The 23,528-nt window shown below is 56.4% G+C and carries 21 protein-coding genes and 2 pseudogenes; 4 read left to right on the forward strand and 19 right to left on the reverse strand.

The window, feature by feature from the left end; translation table 11 throughout:
• Nucleotides 1–13: 13 nt before the first annotated feature.
• The 11 genes from IQ22_RS05520 to IQ22_RS05570 form a co-directional block, all read right to left on the reverse strand.
• Nucleotides 14–559, reverse strand: coding sequence for a general secretion pathway protein GspN (locus IQ22_RS05520; RefSeq protein WP_145139304.1), 546 nt, complete (start codon nt 557–559; stop codon nt 14–16).
• Entirely contained in the window at nt 556–1,179 is a 624-nt protein-coding gene (gspM, locus tag IQ22_RS05525; RefSeq protein WP_145139307.1) for a type II secretion system protein GspM, read from the reverse strand. The genes IQ22_RS05520 and gspM overlap by 4 nt, the downstream gene beginning before the upstream one ends.
• The gene (locus tag IQ22_RS05530; protein ID WP_145139310.1) at nt 1,154–2,251 is read right to left on the reverse strand and encodes a PilN domain-containing protein; all 1,098 of its coding nucleotides are present in this window, start codon (nt 2,249–2,251) and stop codon (nt 1,154–1,156) included. The genes gspM and IQ22_RS05530 overlap by 26 nt, the downstream gene beginning before the upstream one ends.
• Nucleotides 2,248–3,000, reverse strand: coding sequence for a type II secretion system protein GspK (locus IQ22_RS05535; RefSeq protein ID WP_145139313.1), 753 nt, complete (start codon nt 2,998–3,000; stop codon nt 2,248–2,250). The genes IQ22_RS05530 and IQ22_RS05535 overlap by 4 nt, the downstream gene beginning before the upstream one ends.
• Nucleotides 2,997–3,629 carry a prepilin-type N-terminal cleavage/methylation domain-containing protein gene (locus IQ22_RS05540; protein ID WP_145139316.1) on the reverse strand — a complete coding sequence of 211 codons (633 nt, stop codon included), beginning with the start codon at nt 3,627–3,629 and terminating at the stop codon, nt 2,997–2,999. Before IQ22_RS05540 ends, IQ22_RS05535 begins: the two co-directional genes overlap by 4 nt.
• Nucleotides 3,626–4,003 (reverse strand): prepilin-type N-terminal cleavage/methylation domain-containing protein, encoded by a 378-nt coding sequence (locus IQ22_RS05545; protein WP_145139320.1) that lies wholly within the window; start codon nt 4,001–4,003, stop codon nt 3,626–3,628. Before IQ22_RS05545 ends, IQ22_RS05540 begins: the two co-directional genes overlap by 4 nt.
• Nucleotides 4,000–4,503 carry a GspH/FimT family pseudopilin gene (locus tag IQ22_RS05550; protein WP_244308957.1) on the reverse strand — a complete coding sequence of 168 codons (504 nt, stop codon included), beginning with the start codon at nt 4,501–4,503 and terminating at the stop codon, nt 4,000–4,002. The genes IQ22_RS05545 and IQ22_RS05550 overlap by 4 nt, the downstream gene beginning before the upstream one ends.
• Nucleotides 4,504–4,511: 8 nt before the next feature.
• A complete protein-coding gene (gspG, locus tag IQ22_RS05555; RefSeq protein WP_145139323.1) occupies nt 4,512–4,937 on the reverse strand; it encodes a type II secretion system major pseudopilin GspG in 426 nt (141 codons plus the stop codon).
• An 18-nt stretch (nt 4,938–4,955) separates the two neighbouring features.
• Nucleotides 4,956–6,167 carry a type II secretion system inner membrane protein GspF gene (gene gspF, locus IQ22_RS05560; protein WP_145139326.1) on the reverse strand — a complete coding sequence of 404 codons (1,212 nt, stop codon included), beginning with the start codon at nt 6,165–6,167 and terminating at the stop codon, nt 4,956–4,958.
• A gap of 1 nt (nt 6,168) precedes the next feature.
• Nucleotides 6,169–7,941 carry a type II secretion system ATPase GspE gene (gene gspE, locus IQ22_RS05565; protein WP_145139328.1) on the reverse strand — a complete coding sequence of 591 codons (1,773 nt, stop codon included), beginning with the start codon at nt 7,939–7,941 and terminating at the stop codon, nt 6,169–6,171.
• Between the two features lie 485 nt (nt 7,942–8,426).
• Entirely contained in the window at nt 8,427–9,323 is an 897-nt protein-coding gene (locus IQ22_RS05570) for an acyltransferase (protein ID WP_145139331.1), read from the reverse strand.
• Nucleotides 9,324–9,694: 371 nt separating this feature from the next.
• On the opposite strand from IQ22_RS05570, the gene rloA2 reads away from it, so the two are divergent.
• Entirely contained in the window at nt 9,695–10,201 is a 507-nt protein-coding gene (gene rloA2 / locus IQ22_RS05575) for a retropepsin-like aspartic peptidase RloA2 (RefSeq protein ID WP_145139333.1), read from the forward strand.
• Nucleotides 10,202–10,219: 18 nt separating this feature from the next.
• On the opposite strand, the gene IQ22_RS05580 is transcribed toward rloA2, so the two are convergent.
• The 4 genes from IQ22_RS05580 to IQ22_RS05595 form a co-directional block, all read right to left on the reverse strand.
• Nucleotides 10,220–10,843 (reverse strand): glutathione S-transferase family protein, encoded by a 624-nt coding sequence (locus IQ22_RS05580; protein ID WP_145139336.1) that lies wholly within the window; start codon nt 10,841–10,843, stop codon nt 10,220–10,222.
• Nucleotides 10,844–11,005: 162 nt separating this feature from the next.
• The gene (locus tag IQ22_RS05585; protein WP_145139338.1) at nt 11,006–13,408 is read right to left on the reverse strand and encodes a TonB-dependent siderophore receptor; all 2,403 of its coding nucleotides are present in this window, start codon (nt 13,406–13,408) and stop codon (nt 11,006–11,008) included.
• Between the two features lie 157 nt (nt 13,409–13,565).
• On the reverse strand, nt 13,566–14,516 hold the full coding sequence (locus tag IQ22_RS05590) for a FecR family protein (protein ID WP_145139341.1): 951 nt from the start codon (nt 14,514–14,516) through the stop codon (nt 13,566–13,568).
• The gene (locus IQ22_RS05595) at nt 14,503–15,030 is read right to left on the reverse strand and encodes a sigma-70 family RNA polymerase sigma factor (protein ID WP_145139344.1); all 528 of its coding nucleotides are present in this window, start codon (nt 15,028–15,030) and stop codon (nt 14,503–14,505) included. Before IQ22_RS05595 ends, IQ22_RS05590 begins: the two co-directional genes overlap by 14 nt.
• Before the next feature lie 749 nt (nt 15,031–15,779).
• Here IQ22_RS05595 and IQ22_RS23925 point away from each other — a divergent pair.
• A pseudogene (locus tag IQ22_RS23925) lies at nt 15,780–16,613 on the forward strand (glycoside hydrolase family 5 protein); the annotation flags it as partial.
• 116 nt (nt 16,614–16,729) lie between these two features.
• Here IQ22_RS23925 and IQ22_RS23930 read toward each other — a convergent pair.
• A complete protein-coding gene (locus IQ22_RS23930) occupies nt 16,730–17,290 on the reverse strand; it encodes a hypothetical protein (RefSeq protein ID WP_342212450.1) in 561 nt (186 codons plus the stop codon).
• A gap of 4 nt (nt 17,291–17,294) precedes the next feature.
• Here IQ22_RS23930 and IQ22_RS23935 point away from each other — a divergent pair, with 4 nt between their 5' ends.
• Nucleotides 17,295–18,281, forward strand: a complete 987-nt coding sequence (locus IQ22_RS23935) for a glycoside hydrolase family 5 protein (protein ID WP_342212449.1) — start codon at nt 17,295–17,297, stop codon at nt 18,279–18,281.
• A gap of 58 nt (nt 18,282–18,339) precedes the next feature.
• Here the strand turns inward: IQ22_RS23935 and IQ22_RS05605 are convergent.
• The 3 genes and pseudogenes from IQ22_RS05605 to IQ22_RS05615 all read right to left on the reverse strand — a co-directional run bounded on the left by IQ22_RS05605 (nt 18,340) and on the right by IQ22_RS05615 (nt 21,523).
• Nucleotides 18,340–19,137, reverse strand: a pseudogene (locus IQ22_RS05605) (undecaprenyl-diphosphate phosphatase).
• Between the two features lie 275 nt (nt 19,138–19,412).
• A complete protein-coding gene (locus IQ22_RS05610; protein WP_145139347.1) occupies nt 19,413–20,186 on the reverse strand; it encodes a slipin family protein in 774 nt (257 codons plus the stop codon).
• The gene (locus IQ22_RS05615; RefSeq protein ID WP_244308959.1) at nt 20,186–21,523 is read right to left on the reverse strand and encodes an NfeD family protein; all 1,338 of its coding nucleotides are present in this window, start codon (nt 21,521–21,523) and stop codon (nt 20,186–20,188) included. Before IQ22_RS05615 ends, IQ22_RS05610 begins: the two co-directional genes overlap by 1 nt.
• A 240-nt stretch (nt 21,524–21,763) precedes the next feature.
• Here IQ22_RS05615 and IQ22_RS05620 point away from each other — a divergent pair, with 240 nt between their 5' ends.
• Nucleotides 21,764–23,476 carry an OPT family oligopeptide transporter gene (locus tag IQ22_RS05620; RefSeq protein ID WP_425298843.1) on the forward strand — a complete coding sequence of 571 codons (1,713 nt, stop codon included), beginning with the start codon at nt 21,764–21,766 and terminating at the stop codon, nt 23,474–23,476.
• Nucleotides 23,477–23,528: the final 52 nt, after the last annotated feature.

Raw genomic sequence — 23,528 nt, forward strand, 5'->3', positions numbered from 1 at the left:
TAATCGATAATTGTTATTCTCTAGGGGCAGCTCTGGCGGTATTGCCAGACGCAGCCGTAGGAGCGGCAGACGTCCCAAGCGGGGCTTTCTCCCGGCTGAGCGGCAGGATTTGTTGGCGATCACCTGCCGTGAACAGAACCTGAGTGGCCTCGACGCGCTCGAGCGTCCAGCCATTGGGTAATTGCTTGCCGCGAACAAGACTAAAATCCTTGCCGCTGCTGTCTTTAAGCAGAGCCACTTGCAGCGTATTGGTCACAATAACGCCGGTCAGGCTGAAGCCCTGTAGTTGTTGAGGTTCACTTGCCTGAGCCATCTGCTGGTCCGGCTGGCGGTCGGGGCTGAATAAAGGTTGTTTCCATGTATTGGCATAAGCATCGAGTGGGGGCGGTACAGGAAGCGCCTGCGCATCCGCGGACGCTGCCTGACGAGGCGCTTCCTGCGGCGGCAACCACTTGACCTGGCGGTTGATTCCAACAGCCAATGCCAGTGCCAAGGCAGCCAGCAGAACGGCTACTATCAGGAGCCAGGGCGTCAAGCGACGATGATCGGCCTGGTTCATGGCTGCTCGAGCTCCTCGGTGGATACGGGATTGGTACGGCGCTGCATGTAACCCGTCACCAACATTTGTACCTCCAGGCGGCCCGCCCCTCCGGACGAGGGCGCATCCTCATGCCGTTCGACGCGCAGTTCCTCTATGAACAGGAAGGGGCGGTTCGTTTCCAAGTCATACAGGATGGCTTCTAAAGGCTGTATCGCGCAGCTCAGATTGACGCTGACTTTGACCTGGGCATAGGGCTCATCACCGGGATTTCCGGCGATGGGCGTGCGGTTCAGTAATTCACATCCTGCTCCGTCGGAGCGGTGTTTTTCGATGATTTCCGCGGTGTGCTGCATCAGGCCAGCCGCGACCACACTTGGGTCGTCGCCCGGCAACAAGCTCTCGTTACCGGCTTGGCTGTTCTGTGCGGCTTCAAGCTGTTCCTGAAGAGGCTCGCGCTGGGCCAGAAGCGCTTGGTAGCGAAGCTGGGTTTGACGCAAAGTCTCCATTTGCTCGTCAATGGCCTGATGAGGCGCAATAAACCATATATGCACGCCGGCCCAGTAGACCAGGCACAGCGTCAGGGCCAGCACCAGCAAGGCCGCAATTCGGCTTTCACGGGGCGTCAGGGTTCGGCGCATGGCCAACGTCCTCCCGGCGTAGATGAGCGAGCAGATAGAAGCGCTCCTTTCCAGTGTTTTCGTCAGGCTGGATGACGCCCTGGAATTGAGCGCCCGTTAGTGAAGGGCATTTCTTTAGCTCACCGATCAAAACACTCGCCCGCTGGCTTTGCCCGGCAAGGTTAACCTGGCCATCGCTTTCCACGCTCATTTCACTCAGCCAGGTATCCTTGGGTAAACAATGGGTCAGCTCGCTGAGCATGACACTCAACGCTGGCGTAGATCGTTTACGATCCGTCAGGTAATGGGTCGCGCCCAGGCCATTCTGCAACTGCTGGCGCAACTCATCGATCTCCCGGGCCTCGTTGCGTAGACGCGTAACCTCTTGCTGCATGGTATTCAAAACGGCCTCGCGGTTATGCAGCCAGAGCTGAAGCGTGACGAGCGCTAATATCACGGTCAGGACAGCCAGGCTTCGATTCAGCAAACGGCGAGGATCATGACGAACCTGACGCCGCTCCGGGGGAAGTAGGTTGACACCCAGACGCGTGCCGTCCTGCATCTGAACATCGATGGCACTGAGCTGCACGTCATACTGGCTCGCTCTTTCTAATAGCGCGTCTACTCGCTCACGCGTGGCCACGGCCAGGGTCAGCTTCAAAGATTGACGCGGCGGGCTGGGCCAGCGGCGAAATGCGTAGTAAACCTGATTGGCTTTGAACGGGGTGTGCCGATCCAGTTCGAAGGCCAGCGCGGCGGTTAAGTCTTGGGCGGCGGCAGACGGCAGGCTAATGGTTCTGACCAGGGCTTGCCGCGTTGTCAGCAGAAGAACGCAGCGACCTTGAACGGAGGCGGAGTGATAAGGCTGTAGCCCAGTGGGTGTTTGTAGCCAGAGTTCGTCATTTTCCCAACGTACTATTTGCTCTTCATCACCCCGCTCAATGACTTCTCTAAGGCGAGACGGTAGGCAGGCACGCAATTCACCAAGCCACCAGCCAAAGAAGCGCGGAAAGACGGAGGCCTCCCATTGGGCCTGTAGTGCGTTTAACGCGGGCCGCAAGGCGGCCGGCCATTCCAGTCGAGTCGTTTTCATTCTTGCCAGCGCAACACGCGATATGGTTGCGCACTGCTTTCCGTGGGGTTGAGTAGAAGCGTGACGCTCAAGGCGGAGCGAAAGCCATTATCCAGTTCGGCCTGACTTTTTACCGTCAGGACTTGACCAGGGTCCGCACCCTCCAGGGGCGTCAGTGTTTTTAAGCCCATAGCTTCTTTTACCGGAGGGGCAGCAAAGGCTGCGATGGGCTGATCATAGCCGCTCCATACGGTGATGTACGGTTCTATACGGCTGAACAGCGAACTGTCCATACCGGCTAATTGGGTAGCTTCTTCCAATGTACGAAAGGGCGTAGGCTCGTTGCTCTCCTGGCGGGCCCGCAGCGCGGCAGCCACTTGGCGGGCCTGATTGGCCGGCGCGCCTACAGTCAGAGCTAAACGGGCAAGCAGTTCGGGCGATGTACTGTTGAGATCAACCTTACCCAATTCGCTCTGTATCTCAAGGGTCAGCCGGATCTTGTCGAAGTCGAGGTGGTACGGTCTGCCATCGGCTACCCACTGCTGTTCTCGCTGAAGACTGCCCATGTGTTGTATCGCCAAGGCCAAACCCGCCTCGGCAGCCAATTGCGTGCGGGTCGATTGCAGCAGGTACTGACTTTGGCGATTCTCCAGGCGTACCGCTGTAACGACGCCTGCCATAATCAGACTGAGCAGGGCCAGGGCCCATAGTGTAATCAGCAGCGCTACGCCTCGTTGCTTGCCTCTAAGGCAGTATGGCCCCGGCTTCATAGCGCGCCTCCAACGGCATTGCTGTTGCTCAGGTCCAGACGCAGGGCTATTTGTAGCGGCGGCCAGGCAATGGGTCCCTGGGCTTCCAGGTCGATCCGAATACGTTGCGGCAGGCGTTGTGGCCAGGGCCAGCGAGGCAGCCAGTCGGTAGGTTTACCATTTTGATCAAGCCCGCTATAGGACAGTCGAAGGTGCTTGACCTCGCGCAACAGGCGTTGAGGTTCACCCCAGGCTTGAGTAGCGTTTTGCTCGATCCGCTTGGCAAAGTCGATCTGCAGCCAGCGCTCTTGCTCGGCGCCCCCCAGGCGCAGGGTTTGCATATGTAATCCACCACCCAGATGCGCTGGAAGGCTGGCGGTGTAGCGCATTTCCTGGGGCTCGCCCAGGAATACTGCGGGTGCGCCTTGCGCTAATGGATCCAAGGGGAGGGGAAGGGCTTGTTGCAGGGCGCGGCGCAGAAAATTCTGCGAGGCGCGCACTTCATCCAGGCGTGCCGTAAAGGACTCGCTGCGTGCAAGAGTGCGATTGGCGCTGATCAGGGACGAGCCGATAAGCACCATCAAAATGCCCAGGAGGCTGATAGCCAACAGCACTTCCAGCAGCGTAAATCCTCGTGCGGCCTGTTTCATAACGTGTTGTCCGCTCCGCCCTGGATCCGAAGAGTGCTGAAGCGTTCACGGTGGCCCGCGACGGTCAGGGTCAGGTCGAGTCGGTAGAGCTGTAGTGCGCTCTGTGTTTCTACCCTGGCGATGTCCAGACGCCAGGCGGTGCCGTCAGTGAGTCGTCCATTGCTTGTGCCTGGTTGGAGAAGGGTATGCACGGACTCATCGAGCAGCGAACGTGCAACCAGTGCCATGCGGGTGGCCCTATTGTCCTTGAGTAGCGCATGAGTGGCCTGACCTATGCCGCCCATAACTACAAAAAAGGTTATGGCGAGCAGGGCAATCGCGGCGAGCAGTTCAAGCAGGGTAAAGCCCTGCTGGGTGCGTACCCGCGGGATCATGGCTGTACCTCTTGCCAACGAACCGCACCGGTTAGCCACGCAATATCAACACGCCATGCGCGGCCGTCTTTTTCCAGATGGATATTGCCGCCTGTGGAACTGCCGTCAGGAAAGAACATGATGGCAGCTTGCCGGCCCGTACGAAGATCGGCTGCGGTCGTTAAGCGCATATGCATGCCGGCAGGAAGGCGCTGCGAGGGTTTGCCCGCGCGTTGATAGCGTTGCTTGCTCAGGTCGAAATCAAGCGTGGCAGGTTGCCCTGTCGTGATGGCCTGTGTTCGTACGGCACGCAAGGCCAGCGTTAGGTCGCGGCCGGCCTCCCTTACCCGTACGCTGTCGAGCCCGCGGGTAACTCCAAAGGAAACCAGGGTAAGGCCAATAGCTACCAGGACGATGACCACGATCATCTCAAGCAGGGTAAAGCCTCGTTGTGCACGTGCCGGTCCGCTAGCAGCCATTAGTAGGCCGCTAGCAAGATCAGAAGGTGCGCGGCATGGCATGGGGACGCTTATTCCCAGCTACCTACGTCGGCGCTATAGCCTTCGCCGCCAGGCTGTCCATCCTGGCCATAGAAAACCAGATCAAATGAACCGTGCTGGCCTGGCGCGCGGTATCCGAACTCATGACCAAACGGATCCTGCAGGTCGGAAGGCTTTGCGTACGGGCCATTCCAGTTCCGTGCGTTGGCGGGACGGGTTGTTAGTTGCTGCAGGTTTTTCGGCGGAGCGCCGACATCCAGCGCATAGTTTTCGATCTTCATGCTGAGGCTGGCCAGTTGAGCTTTACCAGCACCGTACTTGCCTTTGTCGACGTTCCCGCCTACCTGACGGACCACGATGGTGGCGACAATTCCAAGCAGGACGATTACCGCCAACATTTCAAGCAGGGTGAAGCCACGGCTACGGTGAGGAAGGTTACGTATCGTTCTAGTCATGGAAAGGCTCATCGGCAGTTAGATGTTACTGGTAAGGCTCATCAGCGGAAGCATGATGGCCAACATGATGAAAGCTACCAGGACGGCCATGACAATAGTCAGGCTCGGGACCAGGGCAGCCAGTAGGCGATCGATACCGCGTCGTGCTTCGGCATCGAAGATGTCGGCAACTTTGATTAGCATGGCGTCAAGTTGCCCGGACTCCTCGCCGACCTGAATCATTTGCAGGGACAGGTGCGGCAACAAACGGCTACTGCCCAGCGCGGCTGCCAGCGAGCCGCCATCCTTCACTTGGTCGGCGGCCTCGGAAACGGCTCCTTGCAGGGCTCGATTGGCACAGACCTGACGGCCGATCGATAGCGCTGAGAGCAGCGGGACGCCATTACCCAGCAGAGTCCCCAGCGTACGTGCCAGGCGAGCAGTTTCCAGGCGTTGGATCAGCGGCCCCATTAAACGAACACTCAGCAGGCGACGGTCCCAGCGCATCCGCCGCTCGGGGTCTCGCAGACGGGCACCCAGCAGCCATAAGCTAGCAATCAGGCCGATCAGGATCAGCAGGCCGTAGTTAGAAAGGAACTGGCCCAGCCAGAGTACGCTTTGGGTCATGAGCGGTACGGGAACGCCGAGGTCAGCGAAAATCGGTACGAACTGCGGCACCACATAGGCCATGAGCAGTGCCAGTGAGCCGAGTACCCCCACCACAAGAAAGGCAGGATAGATCAAGGCGTTGATAACTTCGCCCCGCAACGCCTGGGAGCGCTCCAGATAAAGTGCTAGCTGTGCAAGCGTGTCTTCCAGCGAGCCGCCGGCTTCGCCTGCACGAACCATACTGATATAGAGCTGGGAAAACTGGCCGCCCTCCTCGGAGAGGGCCGCCGATAAAGGCCGCCCGCCCTTGACGCGCTCGCGAATGCGCTCAATGAGCCGTCGGGACTTATCCTCGCTGGGCTGGCTGAGCAGAATGCTCAGGGCGCGATCCAAAGGTTGTCCGGCGCTGAGCAAGGTAGCCAGTTGTTGAGTGAACTGGGCGAGGCCCGCGCCACTCAGTGGGTCGCGGTTGAACCAGGCCCGCCAGCCACGTGCCGCTTCACCCTGGGTCGGTACGACCTGGAGGACTAGCAGTCCTCGTTCCTGAAGTTGATTGACAGCCTCTTCCTGGCCCGGCGCTTCCAGCTGGCCGTTAATAGCTTCTCCGGCAGTATCGAGGGCGCGATAACGGAACTGGGCCATGCTATTCCCCGCTGGTAACGCGTAAGACTTCTTCCAGCGTGGTCACGCCAGCCAGAGCTTGCCGCAAGCCATCTTCATAAAGCGTATACATGCCTTCGGCACGAGCGGCCTGCTCCAGGGTCGCGGCGTCGGCGCGCTTCATCAACAGGCTGCGCAAGGTGTCGTTCATGATCAGCAGCTCACTGATGGCACTACGGCCCCGATAGCCTTCGCCTGTTGCAAGGTCGCGACGAGGACGGTACAGGCGGATGGGGCGCTCATCGGTATATCGTTCGAGCTGATACTGTTCGATTACTTCCGGAAGCGGCTCGTAGGCTTCTCGCATGGCAGGGTCGAGGCGGCGGACCAGACGCTGCGCCAGAATGCCATTGATGGTCGAGGCGAGCAGGTAGTCCTCGACGCCCATGTCCAGCAAGCGGGTGATACTGCCCGCGGCGCTATTGGTATGCAGTGTTGAGAGCACCAAGTGACCGGTCAGGGCTGACTGGATAGCGATACTGCAGGTTTCCAGGTCGCGCATCTCACCAATCATGATTACATCCGGATCCTGACGGACAATGGAGCGCAGCGCACCGGCAAAGTCGAGGCCGATGCTGGGCTTGACCTGGATCTGGTTGATCCCTTCCAGCTGGTATTCCACCGGGTCTTCAACCGTAATGATCTTGCGCTCGGCCGTGTTCAAACGCGACAGGGCGGTGTAGAGCGTCGTGGTTTTGCCCGAGCCGGTAGGGCCGGTGACCAGCAGAATGCCATGGGGACGTTCGAGTACGTTGAGAAACGTGTCCAGCGACTGACCGGCAAAGCCGAGGCTGTCAAAGTCAAAGCTTACCGATTCACGATCGAGCAGGCGCATGACCACCGACTCGCCAAAGCTGGTAGGAACGGTCGAGACCCGAAGGTCCAGTTCCTTGCCCTGGATGCGCAGCATGATTCGTCCGTCCTGCGGCAGACGGCGCTCGGCGATGTCCAGCTTGGCCATGATCTTGACCCGGGATATCACCGCAGCAGTTGAACTGGCTGGCGGCGCTTCGGATTCGTGTAGCACGCCGTCAATGCGGTAGCGCACCTTGAGCCGGTTCTCAAACGGCTCGATATGAATATCGGATGCTCGATTCTCGACCGCGCGCTGGATAATCAGGTTCACCAGACGAATTACAGGCGCCTCGGAGGCCAGATCCTTCAGGTGTTCGATATCGTCTTCCGACGTTGTCTGAGCATCGAGGTTTTCCACGATAGTGCCCATCGCCGAGCGGCCCTGACCGTAATAGCGCTCGATCAGGTTCTCGATATCGCTACGCAAGCCGATGGACAGACGAACTGGGCAGGCGCAAGCATATTGCAGAGCTTCGATGGCATAAGAATCGGCCGGGTTGGCGACCAGTACATGCAGAGGGCCATTCTGGTCACGTCCTAGAGGAACAACCTGAAACTGCTTGAGAAAGCGGACAGACAGCTCAGGTGGATCTTCCAGCAGGGCGGGCGCTTCATCTTCTGTGATCAGCGGAACCTGTAGAAGGGTGGCCCAGGCTTGAGCCAGGTCCCGCTCGGACACCATACCCAGGCGCAAGAGAAAAAGACTGAAACTTTCATCCGGCGAGTCTGCATGAAGCCGGCGTGCCCGTTCGATATCGCCTTGCTTGAGCCGTGACTGGCCCACCAGCCAGGAACAAACCACGTCATCGCTCAGGGTAATGGGATGCACCGACTCGACGGCCTCTGTAACTGGTGTCGTCTGCTCAGGTGATAACGACAGGGAACTCTGGACAAGACTCATGTCGGCATGGCGGCCCTTTATTTATAGGAATAGATGGGGGCGAAATTATCAACGGCCAATATTACAACAGTTAGACAAGCCCCCCGCCATTGATAGGAGGCTCATCCTGACAGCTAGTATGCCATCGAGACGTCAACTTGCACGGCTTTCTGTACGGCTGGCGTCGGCGACTCAATTTCATATACTGATATCAAAATACGCCAGCGAGCGTACATCAAACTGTACGGCAACCTCCATCGTGTAGAAGCGTCATTCAGTGGGAACCTTCCTCAACGGGGCGTTTGCTTTATGAACATGGCCCAGAAATAGGGTGGGTCTGGTTGCTGAACTCTTGCACAGGCCATGTCGGGTATCGTAAGCGAAGTTGACGATACCCGAATAAGCGCTGCGGTTGAGCAGGCCTTTCGTATCTTTTTACAAGGGTATCAAGTCGCTCGTTAGCCCTCTACTTATGCCGCGTGAGGCCGGTTCGCAACGTGTCGAAGTTAGTCCTGGCGCCTTTCATCGATCAGTTGCTCCAGACGCTTGTCCTTTTCTGCCCAGAGTTGCCCCACCCATTGGTGGACCCGCGCACGAAAGGCCGGGTCGCTCTGGTAATCCCCCTTCCAGAGCGCCGGATCCAGCGGGCGCGTCTGAATATCTACGATAACGCGATTAATTTGGCCGCTTAATAGTTTCCAGAAGCCGGGTATCTGGCCTTCAGGGTAGCTGATGGTTACATCGAGAATTGCATCGAGCTGTTCACCCAAGGTGGCGAGAACGAACGCGACCCCGCCGGCCTTTGGCTTGAGCAGGTGACGATAGGGGGATTGCTGCTGAGCCTGTTTGGCTGGCGTGAAGCGGGTGCCCTCCAGGTAATTCACAACGGTAACGGGTTGGTCGCGGAATTTCGCACAGGCGCGACGGGTGATCTCCAGGTCTACGCCTCTGAGTTCAGGTCGCTTTTTCAGGACTGACTTCGAGTAGCGCTTCATGAACGGATAATCCAGAGCCCAGAATGCCAGGCCGAGAAACGGGATCCAGATGAGTTCTTTCTTTAGGAAAAACTTGAAATAGGGTACCCGTCGATTGAAGGTTTGCACGAGGGCAGGAATATCGACCCAGGATTGGTGGTTGGAAATGAGCAAGTAGGAGCGGTCGCGGCGCAGACTTTCGTTACCACGGATATCCCACACGGTCGGTGTGCACAGCGCGAAGATGTGCTTGTTAATTTCCGCCCAGGTTTCGGCCACTGCCATGACGCCTCGAGAGCAGGCGTTCCGCCAGGGTTTGTAGGAGAGAATAAGCTTGAACAGGGCGACTGCCATCAGGGGGCCGATCAGAATAAGGGTATTGATTAACAGCAAAATGCTAGTAGCCAGGCCAATGATCAGATGGCGCATTCACACTCCTGAAATTCTATTTTTTATTAGACGACATAGCGGTATAGACGTGCCGTATAGAGGCGGCGGCCGTGGATGGTACCGTCTCTAACCTATCAGGCGTAAACGTATTCTTATCGTTAGACACGCCTGGGAGTGCATGTTGATAAATGCGGGACTCTCTGGATGAGTCACCCTACTGGCGGGGCAAATGGTCATTTGCTTTGAATAGGCTGCAACGAACTTTTGGCAATAATCTTAAAACTGAAGAAATATGACCGTATCGTCAGTCGCGAATCGCTGGACGCCGTGTGGACAGAAGGACGCCAGAACGGGACACTCAGTCCATGGTCGAATCCCGACCCGCCCTAATGATCTGACTGGAGTTTTGTGTGAAACGCTTTCTTTCCATGCTAGGCCTCATGAGCCTGCCTGCGCTGGCCCTGGCTGAGCCCACGCTTTATGGGCGTTACGAAACCTTCCGCCTTCCTGAATTAGGGGTGGCCCTGCAGGCCAAGATGGATACCGGCGCTTGGACAGCCTCTCTATCAGCCAAGGATATCGAGCTGTTCACGCGAGAGGGAAAAGAGTGGGTCCGTTTCCGTTTGGCGACCGAAAAAGCCGACGATACCGTGTATGAGCATCGTCTGGCCCGTATTAGCAAGATCAAGAGCCGTGCCGAAGAGGGCGATGACGAAGACGACGAGCCATCCGGTACGGAACGACCCGTCATTGAAATGGAGCTTTGTCTGGGCGATCAGTCCAGAACCGTTGAGGTGAACCTGACCGACCGCAGCCGTTTCCGTTATCCCTTGCTGATCGGCGCCAAGGCATTACGCAAATTCGAGGCGGCTGTTGATCCCAAGGAAAAGCATCTGGCCGGTTCACCCCGCTGTTAAAAGGAGCCTGCCCGGCCTTTAGCGGCTTTCTGGGCGCGTGGCCTGCATGGAGGGGCGCTGGTCGGCTTCGGCATACCAAGCGGCTAGCTTGGGGTATTCGCCGCGCCAGTGCCAACTGGATACCCGTAGGTCCAGATAGCCCAGCAGGCAGGCCAGGCTGATGCAGGCCATGTCAAACGGCCCCTGCAATTCAGCAAATGCGGTGTTTTCGAAATAATCGAGCGACCGAGCAATTTTTTCCTGCTGGTTGTCTAGCCAGAGTCGCCACTGCATGCCGGGCGGCCGCATGAAGGTTTCATAACGAATCTGTACGGCTGATTCGGTCATCGCATCGGCCAGAGAAGCCAAGGTCATGCGCCGCCAACGCTCAGGACCCTGACGAGGAATCATGGGTTCCTGCTGATGCAGGGTATCGAGGTAGTCGAGAATGACGCGGCTATCATGCAGCGTTGAACCGTCGTCTAGACGCAGAACCGGAATCTTGCCGGACGGGTTGGCCTCGATAACGTCGCGATTGGGATTGAGGGGCGTTTGCTGGACGATCTCCAGCTCGACCTGTTCGATCAGATCGGTCTCATGCAGCATCACTACGATCTTGCGGCCGAAGGGTGAGGCAGGGGTATGAAAGAGGATCATCGACATCACGCACTCTCTTGATGTGAAGCTTAACGAAAGCTGAACCGTGATCGTCGGTCATGCATGGGGGGTTATGCAAGCGTTGGAGGTACTAACCGTCATTGAGACTATCCACTAGAAGAGCCGGCACGAGGCCGGCTTTCCTGTTGTGTTAGCCAACGAGTGGGGTCACCACTTATACGTCACGTTCGCGACAACGCTGCGCTCATCACCGTAGTAGCAGTAATAGCCATCACAGGTGGAGAGGTACTCCTTGTTGAAAAGATTGGTGACGTTCACACCTACCGAAGCACCCTCGAAGCGGCTGTCGAGGCGGCTTAGGTCGTAATGAGCTGCAGCATCATAGATCGTATTGGAGCCCGTATGCCCTAGCCAGGTATTTGCCTGGTCGCCATAGGTATCACCAACATACCGAACGCCTCCTGCAACGCCAAAGCCGTCCAGTGAGCCTGCATGCCAGGTATAGTCCGCCCATAGCGATGCCTGATGCTCCGGAATAAGCTGCAAGCGATTACCCTTGTACTGCCCGTCCTGAACTTCCGTGTCGGTATAGGCATAAGAGGCAATCAGCTTGAGGTTATCCGTGAGGTGGGAAGTGGCTTCCAGCTCGACGCCCCGAACCTTTACCTTGCCGGTCTGACTGGTAATAGTCACTCCACCTACATTGTCAGTAACGGAAACGTTTTTTTGCGTCAGGTCATATACCGCCGCTGTCAAAAGCGTGTTCGTACCTGTTGGCTGATACTTTACGCCCACCTCGTACTGCTTGCCCTCGGTCGGCTTGAAGGACTGGGTCGCACTGACATCTGCGCCGCTGGTTGGCTGGAATGACTCCGAATAAGAAATATAGGGCACAAGGCCGGAATCGAACACGTAGCTCAACGAGGCATTGCCCGTGAAGGCGGAATCGTCTCTCTTGGGATGTGCATCGGTTGTATAGAACTCAGTCTCGGTAGTTACCCAATCCTTACGTCCGCCCAGGGTCAGGCGCCAATGATCCAGGGCCATCTGGTCTTGAATATAAAGGCCAGTCTGGTGAGTTTTCTGGTTGTAGTCGTACAACGTGTACTGACGGGCTGCCGCTGGGTCAAAGTACTGGCCATAAACGGGGTTATTGATATTGGAACTGGGCGCCTGGCCGAACAGGTACTGGTAGTTGGTATTGGAGCGTTGATAGTCCAGACCCAGCAGCAACGTATGCTGCACCTCACCCGTTGAGAAATTGCCCTGCAGGTTATTGTCGACTGCAAACTGGCTGATGTCCTCGTCAACAATATTGGTATTACGCGCTACTGTGCCGTCTTCACTGACAGCCTCTGCATAGCCACCAACGGTAATACCCTGGAAGGATAGGTCGCTCTTGGTATAACGCAGATTCTGACGGAACTGCCACGTCTCGTTGAAGCGATGATCGAAAGCGTAGCCCAGCGAATAATAAGTGCGGTCGTAAAATTCCCAATCCGGATCGCCTAGATTTTTATGGCGTGAAACCTCACCCCACGGGCCTTCGAGCTTGGTACCGCGAAGCGGCAGAAATTGACTGGTAATTCCTGTGTCATCACGAGTGTACTGAGACAGGAAGGTCAGGTGCGTGTCGTCATTGATGTTCCAGGTGAGGCTGGGGGCAATGTTGTAGCGCTTGTCAGGAACATGCTCGATCTGGGTATCGCTGTCACGCACCACACCGCTCACGCGGTACAGAAAGCGAGCCTCATCATCGAGCGCGCCGGTAGTGTCGAAATTGATCTGGCGATGATTATAGTTTCCAGCCTCGACACGGACCTCATGACTGGCTTCGGCTTGGGGGCGCAGGCTGACCATCTCGATCAGGCCGCCTGGCGGTGTCTGGCCGTAAACGGATGAAGCGGGGCCGCGCAACAGGGTCAGGCGTTCAAGATTCCAGGTTTCTGGCTTGGGATCAACATAGACGCCGTCGGGCAACCGCAGGCCATCAAGAAAGCGGGTAGGCTCGAAGCCACGGACGCGCAGCCAGTCGGCTCGGGTGTCGCTACCATAAAAGCTGGAGACGGCACCCGGCATGTAGCGAACAGCATCGTCGATGTTGTGTACTGCCCGGTCAGTCATCTGGTCACGGGTCGCTACTGACAGGGAGCGCGCCGTTTCGAGAATGGGCGTGTCCGTCTTGGTGGCTGAGGCTGTGCGATTCGCCACATATCCCTCTGCAGGCCCCCAGGCGTTTTCCATCGGCCCGGCCATAATAGTGGTTGTAGCCATGCTCAGCGTGTCGTCAGCAGAGGGCAAGGGGCGCAGGGTATAGATTCCTGGCTCGCTTTCCACTAACTCAAGACCTGTATCACGCAAGGCTTCGCGCAAGGCCTCGGTAGCATCGTAGCGACCATTGACTGGATGGGAGGTACGGCCGGAGGCCAGGCCGGGATCAAGACTCAAGGTTAACCCGGCGTCGCTGGCGATACGGGTTAGGGTTGTGGATAACGGAGCAGTGGGTAGCTGATAATTACGCTCACCTACGGCGGTCTGGGCATGAACGAATGCGGCATGGCCCAGCACAAGGGCAGTAGCCAGTAGCGTAGGACGGAACAATGAAGGCATGTCTCTTCTCCCAAAAGCGAATGCGAATTTGTTTCATTGCCGAGCGAAAAGAAAAAAGTGATAGAGGCAAGGTCAAAAAACTTTCCAATGCCACAACGCTGCCGGTTTACATCCTGTGTAAGGCGCCGTAACAAGGCCACGAGCCTTTATAACTGGCTTAAAAATCAGGTTTTACAGCGAGCCAGAAAGGGGTATGCCGCTCGATGCGAATCGGGATATTGGCAGACAGGGCTCGTAGTGCCCGCTCCGTGTCGTGCAATGGAAAACTACCCGTGACTCGCAGGTCCGCTAATTGTGGATCAAGGGTTAGCAAACCCACCCGCTCGCGGCCTAGAGCCGCAATGACCTGGTCGAGTCGCTCGTTATCCACCACCAGCATGCCCTGAGCCCAGGCGGCGGCCCCTGGCGCGGCGTGAGTAAACTCATCGAGCTGATCAGGAGTCATCAACACGGCATCGCCTTCCGGGATAACCGCTTCGGCGAGCCCATGGCGAGGATGTGCGGCTACGGCGGAGCGCAAAACGGTCAGGCGAGTGCCGCGAGGCTCTTCGGCTACGATAAAACGGGTCCCGAGGGCACGCAGGTGGCCAGCTGGCGTTTCGACAATAAAGGGGCGCGTATCGCCATGCCCGGTTTCGATAAGTATTTCACCGGTGCGTAACACGATCCGGCGTTGTTGCGCATCAAAGCGGATGTCTAACGCGCTGCGTCCGGCCAGGGTCAGGCGCGTATCGTCCGGCAACGTCAGCACGCGCTGCTCACCGGTGGGAGTGACAGCATCAGCTAAGGCATAGCGCAACGGCACATAGCGATCAGTAACCGCCAGGCCAAGCAGGACGACTACGGCAAGAGATAGAAGGGTACGTCCACGCTGTAGAGTCGAAGGGCGCTTGAGAAGCGTCTGTCGTGCCATAGGTGGTTTAGCTGCCGTGAGGTAACGCTCGATGCCATTCAGTTGTTCCCAGGCCCGGAGGTGTTCAGGGTGCGCGTTCAACCAGGCCTTCCAGGCGCTCAGATCCTCAGGGTTATCATGAATCTCACCAAAGCGTAGTTGCCAATCGATGGCCTGATCAAGTACGTGGCGGCTGACCGGGTCAGATTGACTCATGCGGGGTTCCGTATAGCGCGATGTAGCACTGTCGTAGACCTTGGGCGATGTACTGGCGTACCCGAGGTACGGATACACCCAGACGCGTTGCGATCTCGGCGTGCGTAAGGCCATCGAGGCGATTATAAAAAAAGGCCGCTCGGGCTTTAGGCGACAGTGTTCCGAGCAGGCGCTCCACCTCAGCCAAAGCCTCGACCAGAATCGCCAGCTCTTCAGGAGAGGGATGGATGTCCTCCGGCTGGTTCGCCAAGCCTTCCAGATAGTTGCGTTCAAGCTGCGCACGCCGGTACTGATCGATCAACAAGCCTTTGGCAATATTGATCAGAAAGGCCCGGGGTTCACGCAGAACAGGGCGTTCAGCCTTGTTCAGCAAGCGCACGAAGGTGTCCTGGCACAAGTCTTCAGCACGGTGAGAGCACCCGGTCTGCCTGCGTAGCCAGACGGCAAGCCAATCGCCATGGCTGCGATACAGCATACTCAACCAATGAGCAGTGTTCACGTCGCGTGTCGCCATGGCCGCTTCGCCTGATTAAAAAATGAGAATTATTCGCGTAAGAAAGAAAAAATCAATCGATTCGAGCCGAAAGGTCGCTTAAGCCGCTAAACCGGTGAGCTGACAGGGCCTGAATGTCTGGGGTAGAAAAAGCGGCGTGCTGCTAAATAAAAGTTACTTAATTATCTATATATAAGCTGATTATAAAATGATCAGATTCTAATGGTTGCCTTTAAAAGATAGGTGACAAAAAAGGTCAATGCTGGTCGTAAAGCGTAACGGCATACAGTAATAATAGGCTGTTTGTATCTTAGAATAAATAAATAATTTTTAAGGGTGCCTATAGTGTGTTGATAAGTTGTTCCGATAAATATGTGATCTATTTAAAATTTAATGAGCTAGATAGGGCAGTTTGGATCACGTTTATCAATATAAAGTTATTTATTTGAACAGATAAATATTATTTAACATACTGATTTACAAGGATTTTATTTTTATATAACTAATTTGATATCAAATTAATATCGTTTTTCTTATGGTTAAATATTGGCATGTTTTTCTCTTTATTTATGTTGGCGTGCCAAAGCCCTCCCAATAAAACATCAAATAACGCCGTGTGCGTCAATAAAGGTCAGGCTTGTCGGAATGGATTATATGTATTGATCCAGGCCGAAGTGCGCTGCTCTGAAAGGGCTCTTTTCTATTAGTTATCGATTGGGGAAATCATGAAAAGCTCAAGTAAGCAGTACCGCAGTCTGGCTTTTAAGTGGATGAAGCGGTGTACCTTGCCCTTACTGGCAACTCTCTTTGTTACGCCTAAATCGTTAGCGGGCATCGATCTGGTCGGACTGAACCTGTCTGGAGCCGGTTTTGCTTCTCACGTGCTACCTGGCGTTAACGGCACTAACTATATCTTCCCTAGTGAATCGCATTTCAAATACTGGAGCAGCCAGGGCATCACGTTGATTCGCTTTCCGATTATTTGGGAGCGATTGCAGCCGACTTTAGGGGGCGCGCTGGATTCGACCTATGCGGGGTTGATCGACCGTACCTTTACCTATGCTGAAAAGTACAACGTCAAAATCATTCTCGACTTGCATAATTACGCAAGGTACCGCAGCCGGATTATTGGTACGAGCAGCGTTCCGTATGCCCGCTACCAGGAGATCATGACCAAGATTGCTCAACGTTGGAGTACCCAGTCGTCTCTGTACGCCTACGACATCATGAATGAGCCGAACGGGGCGCTGGCCTACTGGCCAACCGCCGCCCAGTACGGTATCAACGGCGTGCGTGCGGTCGATACGGTGCGTCCGATCATTGTCGAGGGCAATGGCTGGGCCAGCGCCACACGTTGGGCTGAATGGAATGATTCGTTATTAAACCTGAAGGATCCGTCCAACAACATCATCTTCTCGGCGCACTCGTATTTTGATGAAAACGCGGGCGGCAGCTATGAAAGCGTTGATGTGAGTACGCTTGACGAGATGTATGGCGTCGAACGGGTCAAGCCCTTTGTGGAATGGCTAAAGAAAAATGGCAAGCGCGGCTACATTGGCGAGTTCGGCGTACCGGACGATGATTCTCGCTGGAACTTGCTAATGGACAACATGCTGGCCTACCTGAAGCAAAACTGCATTCCGGCTTCCTATTGGGCGGCTGGTCCGGGTTGGGGAAGTTACTTCATGTCAGTAGAGCCGGTGAATGGTCAAGAACGGCCTCAATGGGCTACGCTGAAAAAGTACGTTAACAACACCAGTTGTACCTCGATCGGACCGATTTCCAGCACCTCCAGTTCTTCCGATTCGACCGCTGCATCCACCTCGACCAGCTCTTCCGACACGTCGACATCCACAGCGTCCACCGAAACCGCTAGCTCAGATGCCTCATCCGATACGTCTACTTCGAGCACCTCGGGCACTACCACCGCATCTGATTCGAGCGGCAGTGCCGCGTCTACTGATTCTTCCACGTCGAGCAGCGCTTCAGGGTCATCTACTTCGGCAAGCTCTGCTACGTCCGGGACGTCCACGGGAACCTCTGGTTCAAGTTTGTCCTCGTCGTCTGGTACATCTACATCTACATCAAGCAGCAGCACCGCGACTACAGACTCGTCTTCAGCCAGTAGCACTTCCGAATCATCTACCTCGGCAAACTCGGCTACGTCCGGAACGTCCAGCTCCAGTTCGTCAAGCTCCACGGGAAGCAGCTCGGGCTCTACTACGACGTCTAGTTCGAGCGGTACGTCAGGTACCAGCGGTAGTTCCGCATCCACAGTCACTACAGTGTCAAGCTCTACCTCATCGTCCACCAGCGAGCTTGATCTGGTAGGCCTGAACCTGTCAGGCGCCAGTTTTGCACCGCAAGTACTACCTGGTGTGAACGGGACTAATTACATCTTCCCTAGCGAATCGTATTTTAAGGAATGGAGTGAGAAGGGGGTTCGTCTCATCCGGTTCCCTATTCTCTGGGAGCGCATCCAGCCGAAGCTGAACAATATGCTAGACCCGGCCCATGTGCAGCTAGTCCAACAGACCATGAATCTGGCGCAAAAATACAACATCAAGGTTATCCTGGTTCTGCAAAACTCCGCGCGCTATAAGGGCGAAATCATCGGTGCCGGCAAGGTGACCCTGGCCAACTACCACGATGTGATGTACCGACTCGCCTACCGCTGGGCCAGTCACCCGGCGCTCTATGGTTATGACATCATGGCCAAGCCATACGGCACGGAAAAGTACTGGGCTCAAGCTGCTCAATACGGTATCAACGGCGTGAGGACGGTAGACCGTACCCATCCAGTCATCATCGAAAGCGATGCTTTATCGAATGCCTCATTGTGGCCGTACTACAGTGATGGCTTGCTGAACCTCAAGGATTCGGCAAACAACATCCTGTTTTCTGCCAATGTGTACTTCGACAAGGATGGCAGTGGCGCCTACAACGCCGAGGATATGAGTCAATTCAATACTATGATTGGCGTGTACCGCGTCAAGCCGTTTGTAGAGTGGCTTCAGAAGAACAACCGTAAAGGCCTTATCGGCGAGTTTGGTGTGCCGGACGACGACAGCCGCTGGCTGACGGCTATGGATAATCTGCTCGCTTACTTAAAGCAGAACTGCATGCCGGCAACTTACTGGGCAGCCGGCCCTGGCTGGGGCAGCAACAAGCTGGCTGTCGAGCCGGTCAATGGCCAGGCTCGTCCACAATGGGCAACGTTGAAAAAGTACATAGACAGCAGCAACAGCTGTACTACAGTCGGCCCGAATTGACCTAAATTCAGTTCGTAAAAAAGGCCAATCCAAGGATTGGCCTTTTTCCGCTATTGCATCAGAGAAACAGGGCGAACAGTGCCATACCCAGAATCAGGCGATAGATCACAAATGGCAGCATGCCGATCCGGTCCAGTGCCTTGAGGAACAGTTTGATACAGAGTAGCGCTGAAAAGAAGGAAAGCCCTATGCCTCAGGCGATGTCGACCCATTGAGCGTCCGTACCCGCTTGAATGAGTTCCACTGTTTTAAGTCCACCCGCAGCGAGAATCAGCGGTATGGACAAAAGAAACGAAAAGCGCGCCGCCGCCTGGCGTGTAAAGCCTAGGAGCAGGGCTGCGGTCATGGTGATGCCGGAGCGGGACGTACCGGGGATAAGTGCCAATGCCTGGGCCAGGCCGATCAGCAGGGCGGATGACCACCCCAGACGATCCATTTCCTTGACGCGTTGGCCCTTCGCGTCGGCCCACCATAGCACCAGGCCAAACACGATAGTAGAGCTGGCAATCACCAGGGCGGAACGGGTGTACTGCTCAATAGCATCCTCTAGCAGTAGGCCAGCCAGAGCTGCCGGCAGCGTGCCGATGATGATAGCCCAGCCCAGGCGGCTCTCAGCGCTGGGCTGGCGTGTTATCAGGTGACGCGTCCAGCCGGTTGCCGTGGCCAGAACTTCATGACGAAAGGCCAGAATAACGGCCAGGAGGGTGCCGACGTGTACGGCAACGTCGAACGCCAGCCCTTGGTCAGGCCACCCTAATAATTGGGAAGGCAGGATCAGGTGAGCGGACGATGAAACGGGAAGAAACTCGGTGATGCCCTGGGTCAATGAAAGAATCAGGACGTGAAGCCATTCCATGAACAATATCCTTGAATAATGCGGGTACTGCGTATGGCTTGTTAACAACGAGCCCGCTTGAAAGGCGTCCCGCTGTTGGCAAGCCATAAAGCCTGCTCTGTGTCTGAGCGATGGGCTATGACAGCATGATTAACAATCCCTCCGAGGAAAGCCTCGGAAAAACTCGCGATCATTGTGGGTAGACAGGATCATTAGTTTCCTATCGACTGAGATGTTCAAGCACTAGTTGTGATGGGTTACTCAAACCTGGTTTTAAAGCCTGGCTTGATCGGGGCTCATGATGACTTGTCCGATGAGGCCTTTGTTCGAATGCTTTGAAAGCCGGACAACAGGTCGATGGGGACTGGGAAAATAATTGTCGAACTCTTGTCCGATGCGAGCCCGCTTAATGTCTGCATGTAGCGCAACTGCATGGCTCCTTCCTGACGGCCAAGCTTTTCGGCGGCCTGGGCTAGTTTTTCCGAGGCTTGCAGTTCGCCATCGGCATGAATGATCTTGGCACGCCGGTCACGTTCGGCCTCGGCCTGTTTGGCAATGGCGCGTACCATGGATTCGTCAATGTCTACGTGCTTGATCTCGACATTGGCAACCTTGATGCCCCAGGCGTCGGTTTGCGCATCGAGTACGTGCTGAATGTCCGAGTTGAGCTTTTCCCGCTCGGCCAGCATGGTATCGAGATCGTATTTGCCCAGAATAGCGCGCAAGGTGGTTTGGGCCAGCTGGCTGGTTGCTGCGTTGTAATTTTCGACCTGGATAATCGCATGGGCCGGATCGATTACGCGGAAGTACACCACTGCGTTTACGGCGACGGACACGTTGTCCCGTGAGATAACATCCTGCGAGGGGACGTCTAGCACACGGGTGCGTAAGTCGACCCGGACCATCTGCTGCACGCCGGGAATGATAATGACGAGCCCAGGGCCTTTGACTTTCCAAAAGCGGCCTAGTTGAAAAACCACCCCTCGCTCGTATTCGCGCAGGATACGCAAGGAAAAGGCAATCAGTAGGAACAGCAGAAAAATTGCGAAAATACTGAATCCAATTTGCATCAGGATTCTCCTGGGTGAGGTTCATTGACAATAGCAACATCCAGAACGAGTCCATGCCGGGCCTGTATCTGAACCGTCTGGCCTGGGTGTAGAGGGGCTGTGCTGCGAATCTGCCATTGCTCTCCGCGAACAATGGCCATGCCGCGGTAAACGTCGTTGTCCTGGAGTTGGATGACCTGAGCCAGGGTGCCGGTCAATTTTTCGTCACCGGTCACGACCTTTTGCCGGCGAGCCTGTAAGGCCATCCCAACGATAACGGCCAGAAACAGAGCACTCAGAAGAGCCAGACTGGCGATCAACCAGAGGGAAATACCAAAGCCAGGGGCTTCGGTGTCAATCAGCATGAAGGCACCGCTAGCAAAGGCAATGAGGCCTCCCAGCCCTAGAATGCCGAAACTAGGCACCATGGCTTCGGCCACCATCAGGCCGAGGCCCAACAGGAGCAGCGCCGCGCCGGCGTAGTTCAAGGGCAGCAAATGCAGGGCATACAACGCGACGAGCAGGCAGATGCTACCCATGATGCCCGGCACGCCGATTCCAGGCATCAATAGCTCGAACACTAACCCGTAGAAGCCCAGCATAAGCAGAATCAGTGCAACGCTGGGATTGGTGATCAGGGCAAGAAGACGCTCATGCCACGTAGGCGTGATGGTTATCAGCTCGGCACCGAGCGGGTGCAGGACACGCTGCTCGCCATGAATGGAGACTGACAGGCCATCAAGGCGAGTGAGCAGATCAGGTACGTCAGTTGCTATTTGGTCAATGACGTGCTCCTGCAAGGCTTCTGTCGCAGGCAGGCTGACGGCCTCGCGCACGGCGCGTTCGGCCCATTGGACATTGCGGCCGCGTAATTCAGCGAGGCCGCGTATATAGGCCGAGGCGTCATTGATCGACTTGCGCGTCGCAGCGGTACTCTCGCCGTCTTGCCCCATGAGCGAGATCGGAGTGGCGGCTCCTAGATTAGTGCCGGGTGCCATGGCAGCAATATGGCAGGCATAAAGAATATAGGTACCGGCACTGGCCGCCCGAGCGCCGCCAGGGGCTACGTAACCGGCTACCGGAAAGGGGCTGTCCAGGATAGCTCTGATGATATCGCGCATAGCGAGATCGAGCCCGCCTGGAGTGTCCAGTTGCAGGACGACCAGTTGAGCGCCGCGCTCGCGGGCTTGTTCGAGGCCGCGGAGAACATAGGCAGAGGTAGCCGGGCCGATCGCGCCCTGAAGGGGCACGACAACCACCGGGGCAGGGGCTGCCCAGGCCGGGACGGTGCTGAGCAACAGGGCTAACCATCCCAGCCAGACAAAGAGCATGCTGCAAGTTATGCGCGTGCGTCGCATTGGAGGCTCCGGCGTGCCTATTTCACTAAGCGTAGGCGATGGATTGACGTTGCGTGGGACCTTGAGCTGTTTTAAGGAGTCCTTCATTGAGGCGATTTAACCGCCTGGCTGAAGTTAAGCCCCGTTAACCCAGGTCACTTACGTCATGTCTTGCAAGGAAATGCCCGATGCCTTTACCGATTCGCTGTATCCATGTTGGCAGCCCCGCCAGCCTGCGACGCGCCCTTCGTGGAGGTGATCATGCCGATCGAGCGTGAGATGAGCATGCGTGCGCTATTAACCGGCCTGCTCTTGGGCATGCTGCTGACGCCCTCCAACGTCTATGCCGGGCTCAAGATTGGCTGGTCCTTTAATATGTCGATCATTGCCCTGTTGATTGGCTTTGGCTTCTGGCAGGGGATGGCGACCCGCTTCAAGCGGCAGCCCAGTTGGACGATGCATGAAAGCAACATCAACCAGACGGCGGCCTCTGCTGCCGCATCGATTGTCTCCGGCGGCCTGGTAGCACCAATTCCGGCCTACACCTTGCTGACCGGAAAAGCGCTGGCAGCAGGTCCACTGATAGCCTGGGTATTTTCGGTCAGCTTTCTGGGTATCTGGATCGCCTGGTATCTAAGACCCTCTCTGCTCAATGACCGGGCGCTGAGGTTTCCGGAAGGCATGGCTACCTTGGAGACCATGAAGCAGATCTATAGCCATGGACAGGAGGCGGCCAAGCGGTTGTCTGTGCTGTTTGGCGCAGCGCTGTTTTCCGCTCTGGTCAAGATAGTGGATACGTTTTACTGGACCTTTCCCCGCTGGGCGCCTACGGCGCAGGTGGAGCGGCTCACCTTTACGTTCGACCCGTCGCTGCTGCTGGTTGGTTTTGGCGGGATCATTGGCTTGCGGGTAGGGCTGACCTTGCTGTTTGGTGCCGTACTGGCCTGGGGTGGACTGGCTCCTTGGCTGTTAGCCCAAGGGTTGGTTGAGCTACCGCCGGGCAGTACCGGGCCGCAATTTGCCCTATTGGTGGAGTGGCTGCTCTGGCCAGGCGTGAGCTTGATGGTTTGTTCAACCCTGACGGCACTGGCGCTGCGCCTGATTCAGACGCGCAAGCGTAAACAGGGGCGGGCGTCCTCTGTACTGGGGCAGCGACCGGCCTGGGCTCCTGCGCTTTGCCTGGGCTTGGCCGTTCTCTTGATTGTGTGTCTCCAGATGCTGCTATTTGACATTGATATCGTCATGGCGCTGTTGAGCCTGCCCTTGGCTATCTGTCTGGCGGCTGTGGCAGCACGGGTGGTGGGCGCGACCGGTATCCCGCCCATTGGGGCTATCGGCCAATTGTCCCAACTTGGTTTCGGGATTGTAGCGCCTGGGCAGGTGCCGATTAATCTTATGAGTGCCAACACGGCCGGCGGAGCGGCTGGGCAGTGCACCGATCTCATGAATGATTTCAAGGTGGGACACGCCATTGGCGCTACGCCTCACAAGCAGATGATCGCGCAATGCCTGGGTATTCTGGCGGGTAGTCTGGTCGGCGTGATGGTGTACAAGATATTGATTCCCGATCCTCAGGCCATGCTATTGACGCAGGAGTGGCCTGCGCCTGCGGTGGCAACCTGGAAGGCCGTCGCTCAGACACTGACCTACGGATTGGAGGCGCTATCCCCCAGCATCCGCTGGGCCATGCTCTGGGGTGGTCTGGCCGGATTGCTGCTCGGTGCGCTGGATGCAATCGCCACGGAGCGCTGGTTGCGCTGGCTGCCTAGTGCACCCGCACTTGGGTTGGCCTTTATCCTGCCGGCCTCCATCTCGCTGATGATGGCGCTCGGGGCGATTCTGGCCTGGCTGTTCAGCCTGCGCTGGCCTGCCCTGGCCGAGCGGTTCGTGATTGCGACGGCGGCTGGTCTGGTGGCAGGTGAGAGCATTACCGGCGTAGGGGCTTCGTTCTGGCAGCTCTTGAATAATCTTTAAGTGCTGGCCTCGTCGGAGCGGTAAGCCATCTACGCTTTAATCTCGACTGTAT

The organism is Pseudomonas duriflava (assembly GCF_007830155.1).
Taxonomy (GTDB): Bacteria; Pseudomonadota; Gammaproteobacteria; order Pseudomonadales; family Pseudomonadaceae; genus Chryseomonas; species Chryseomonas duriflava.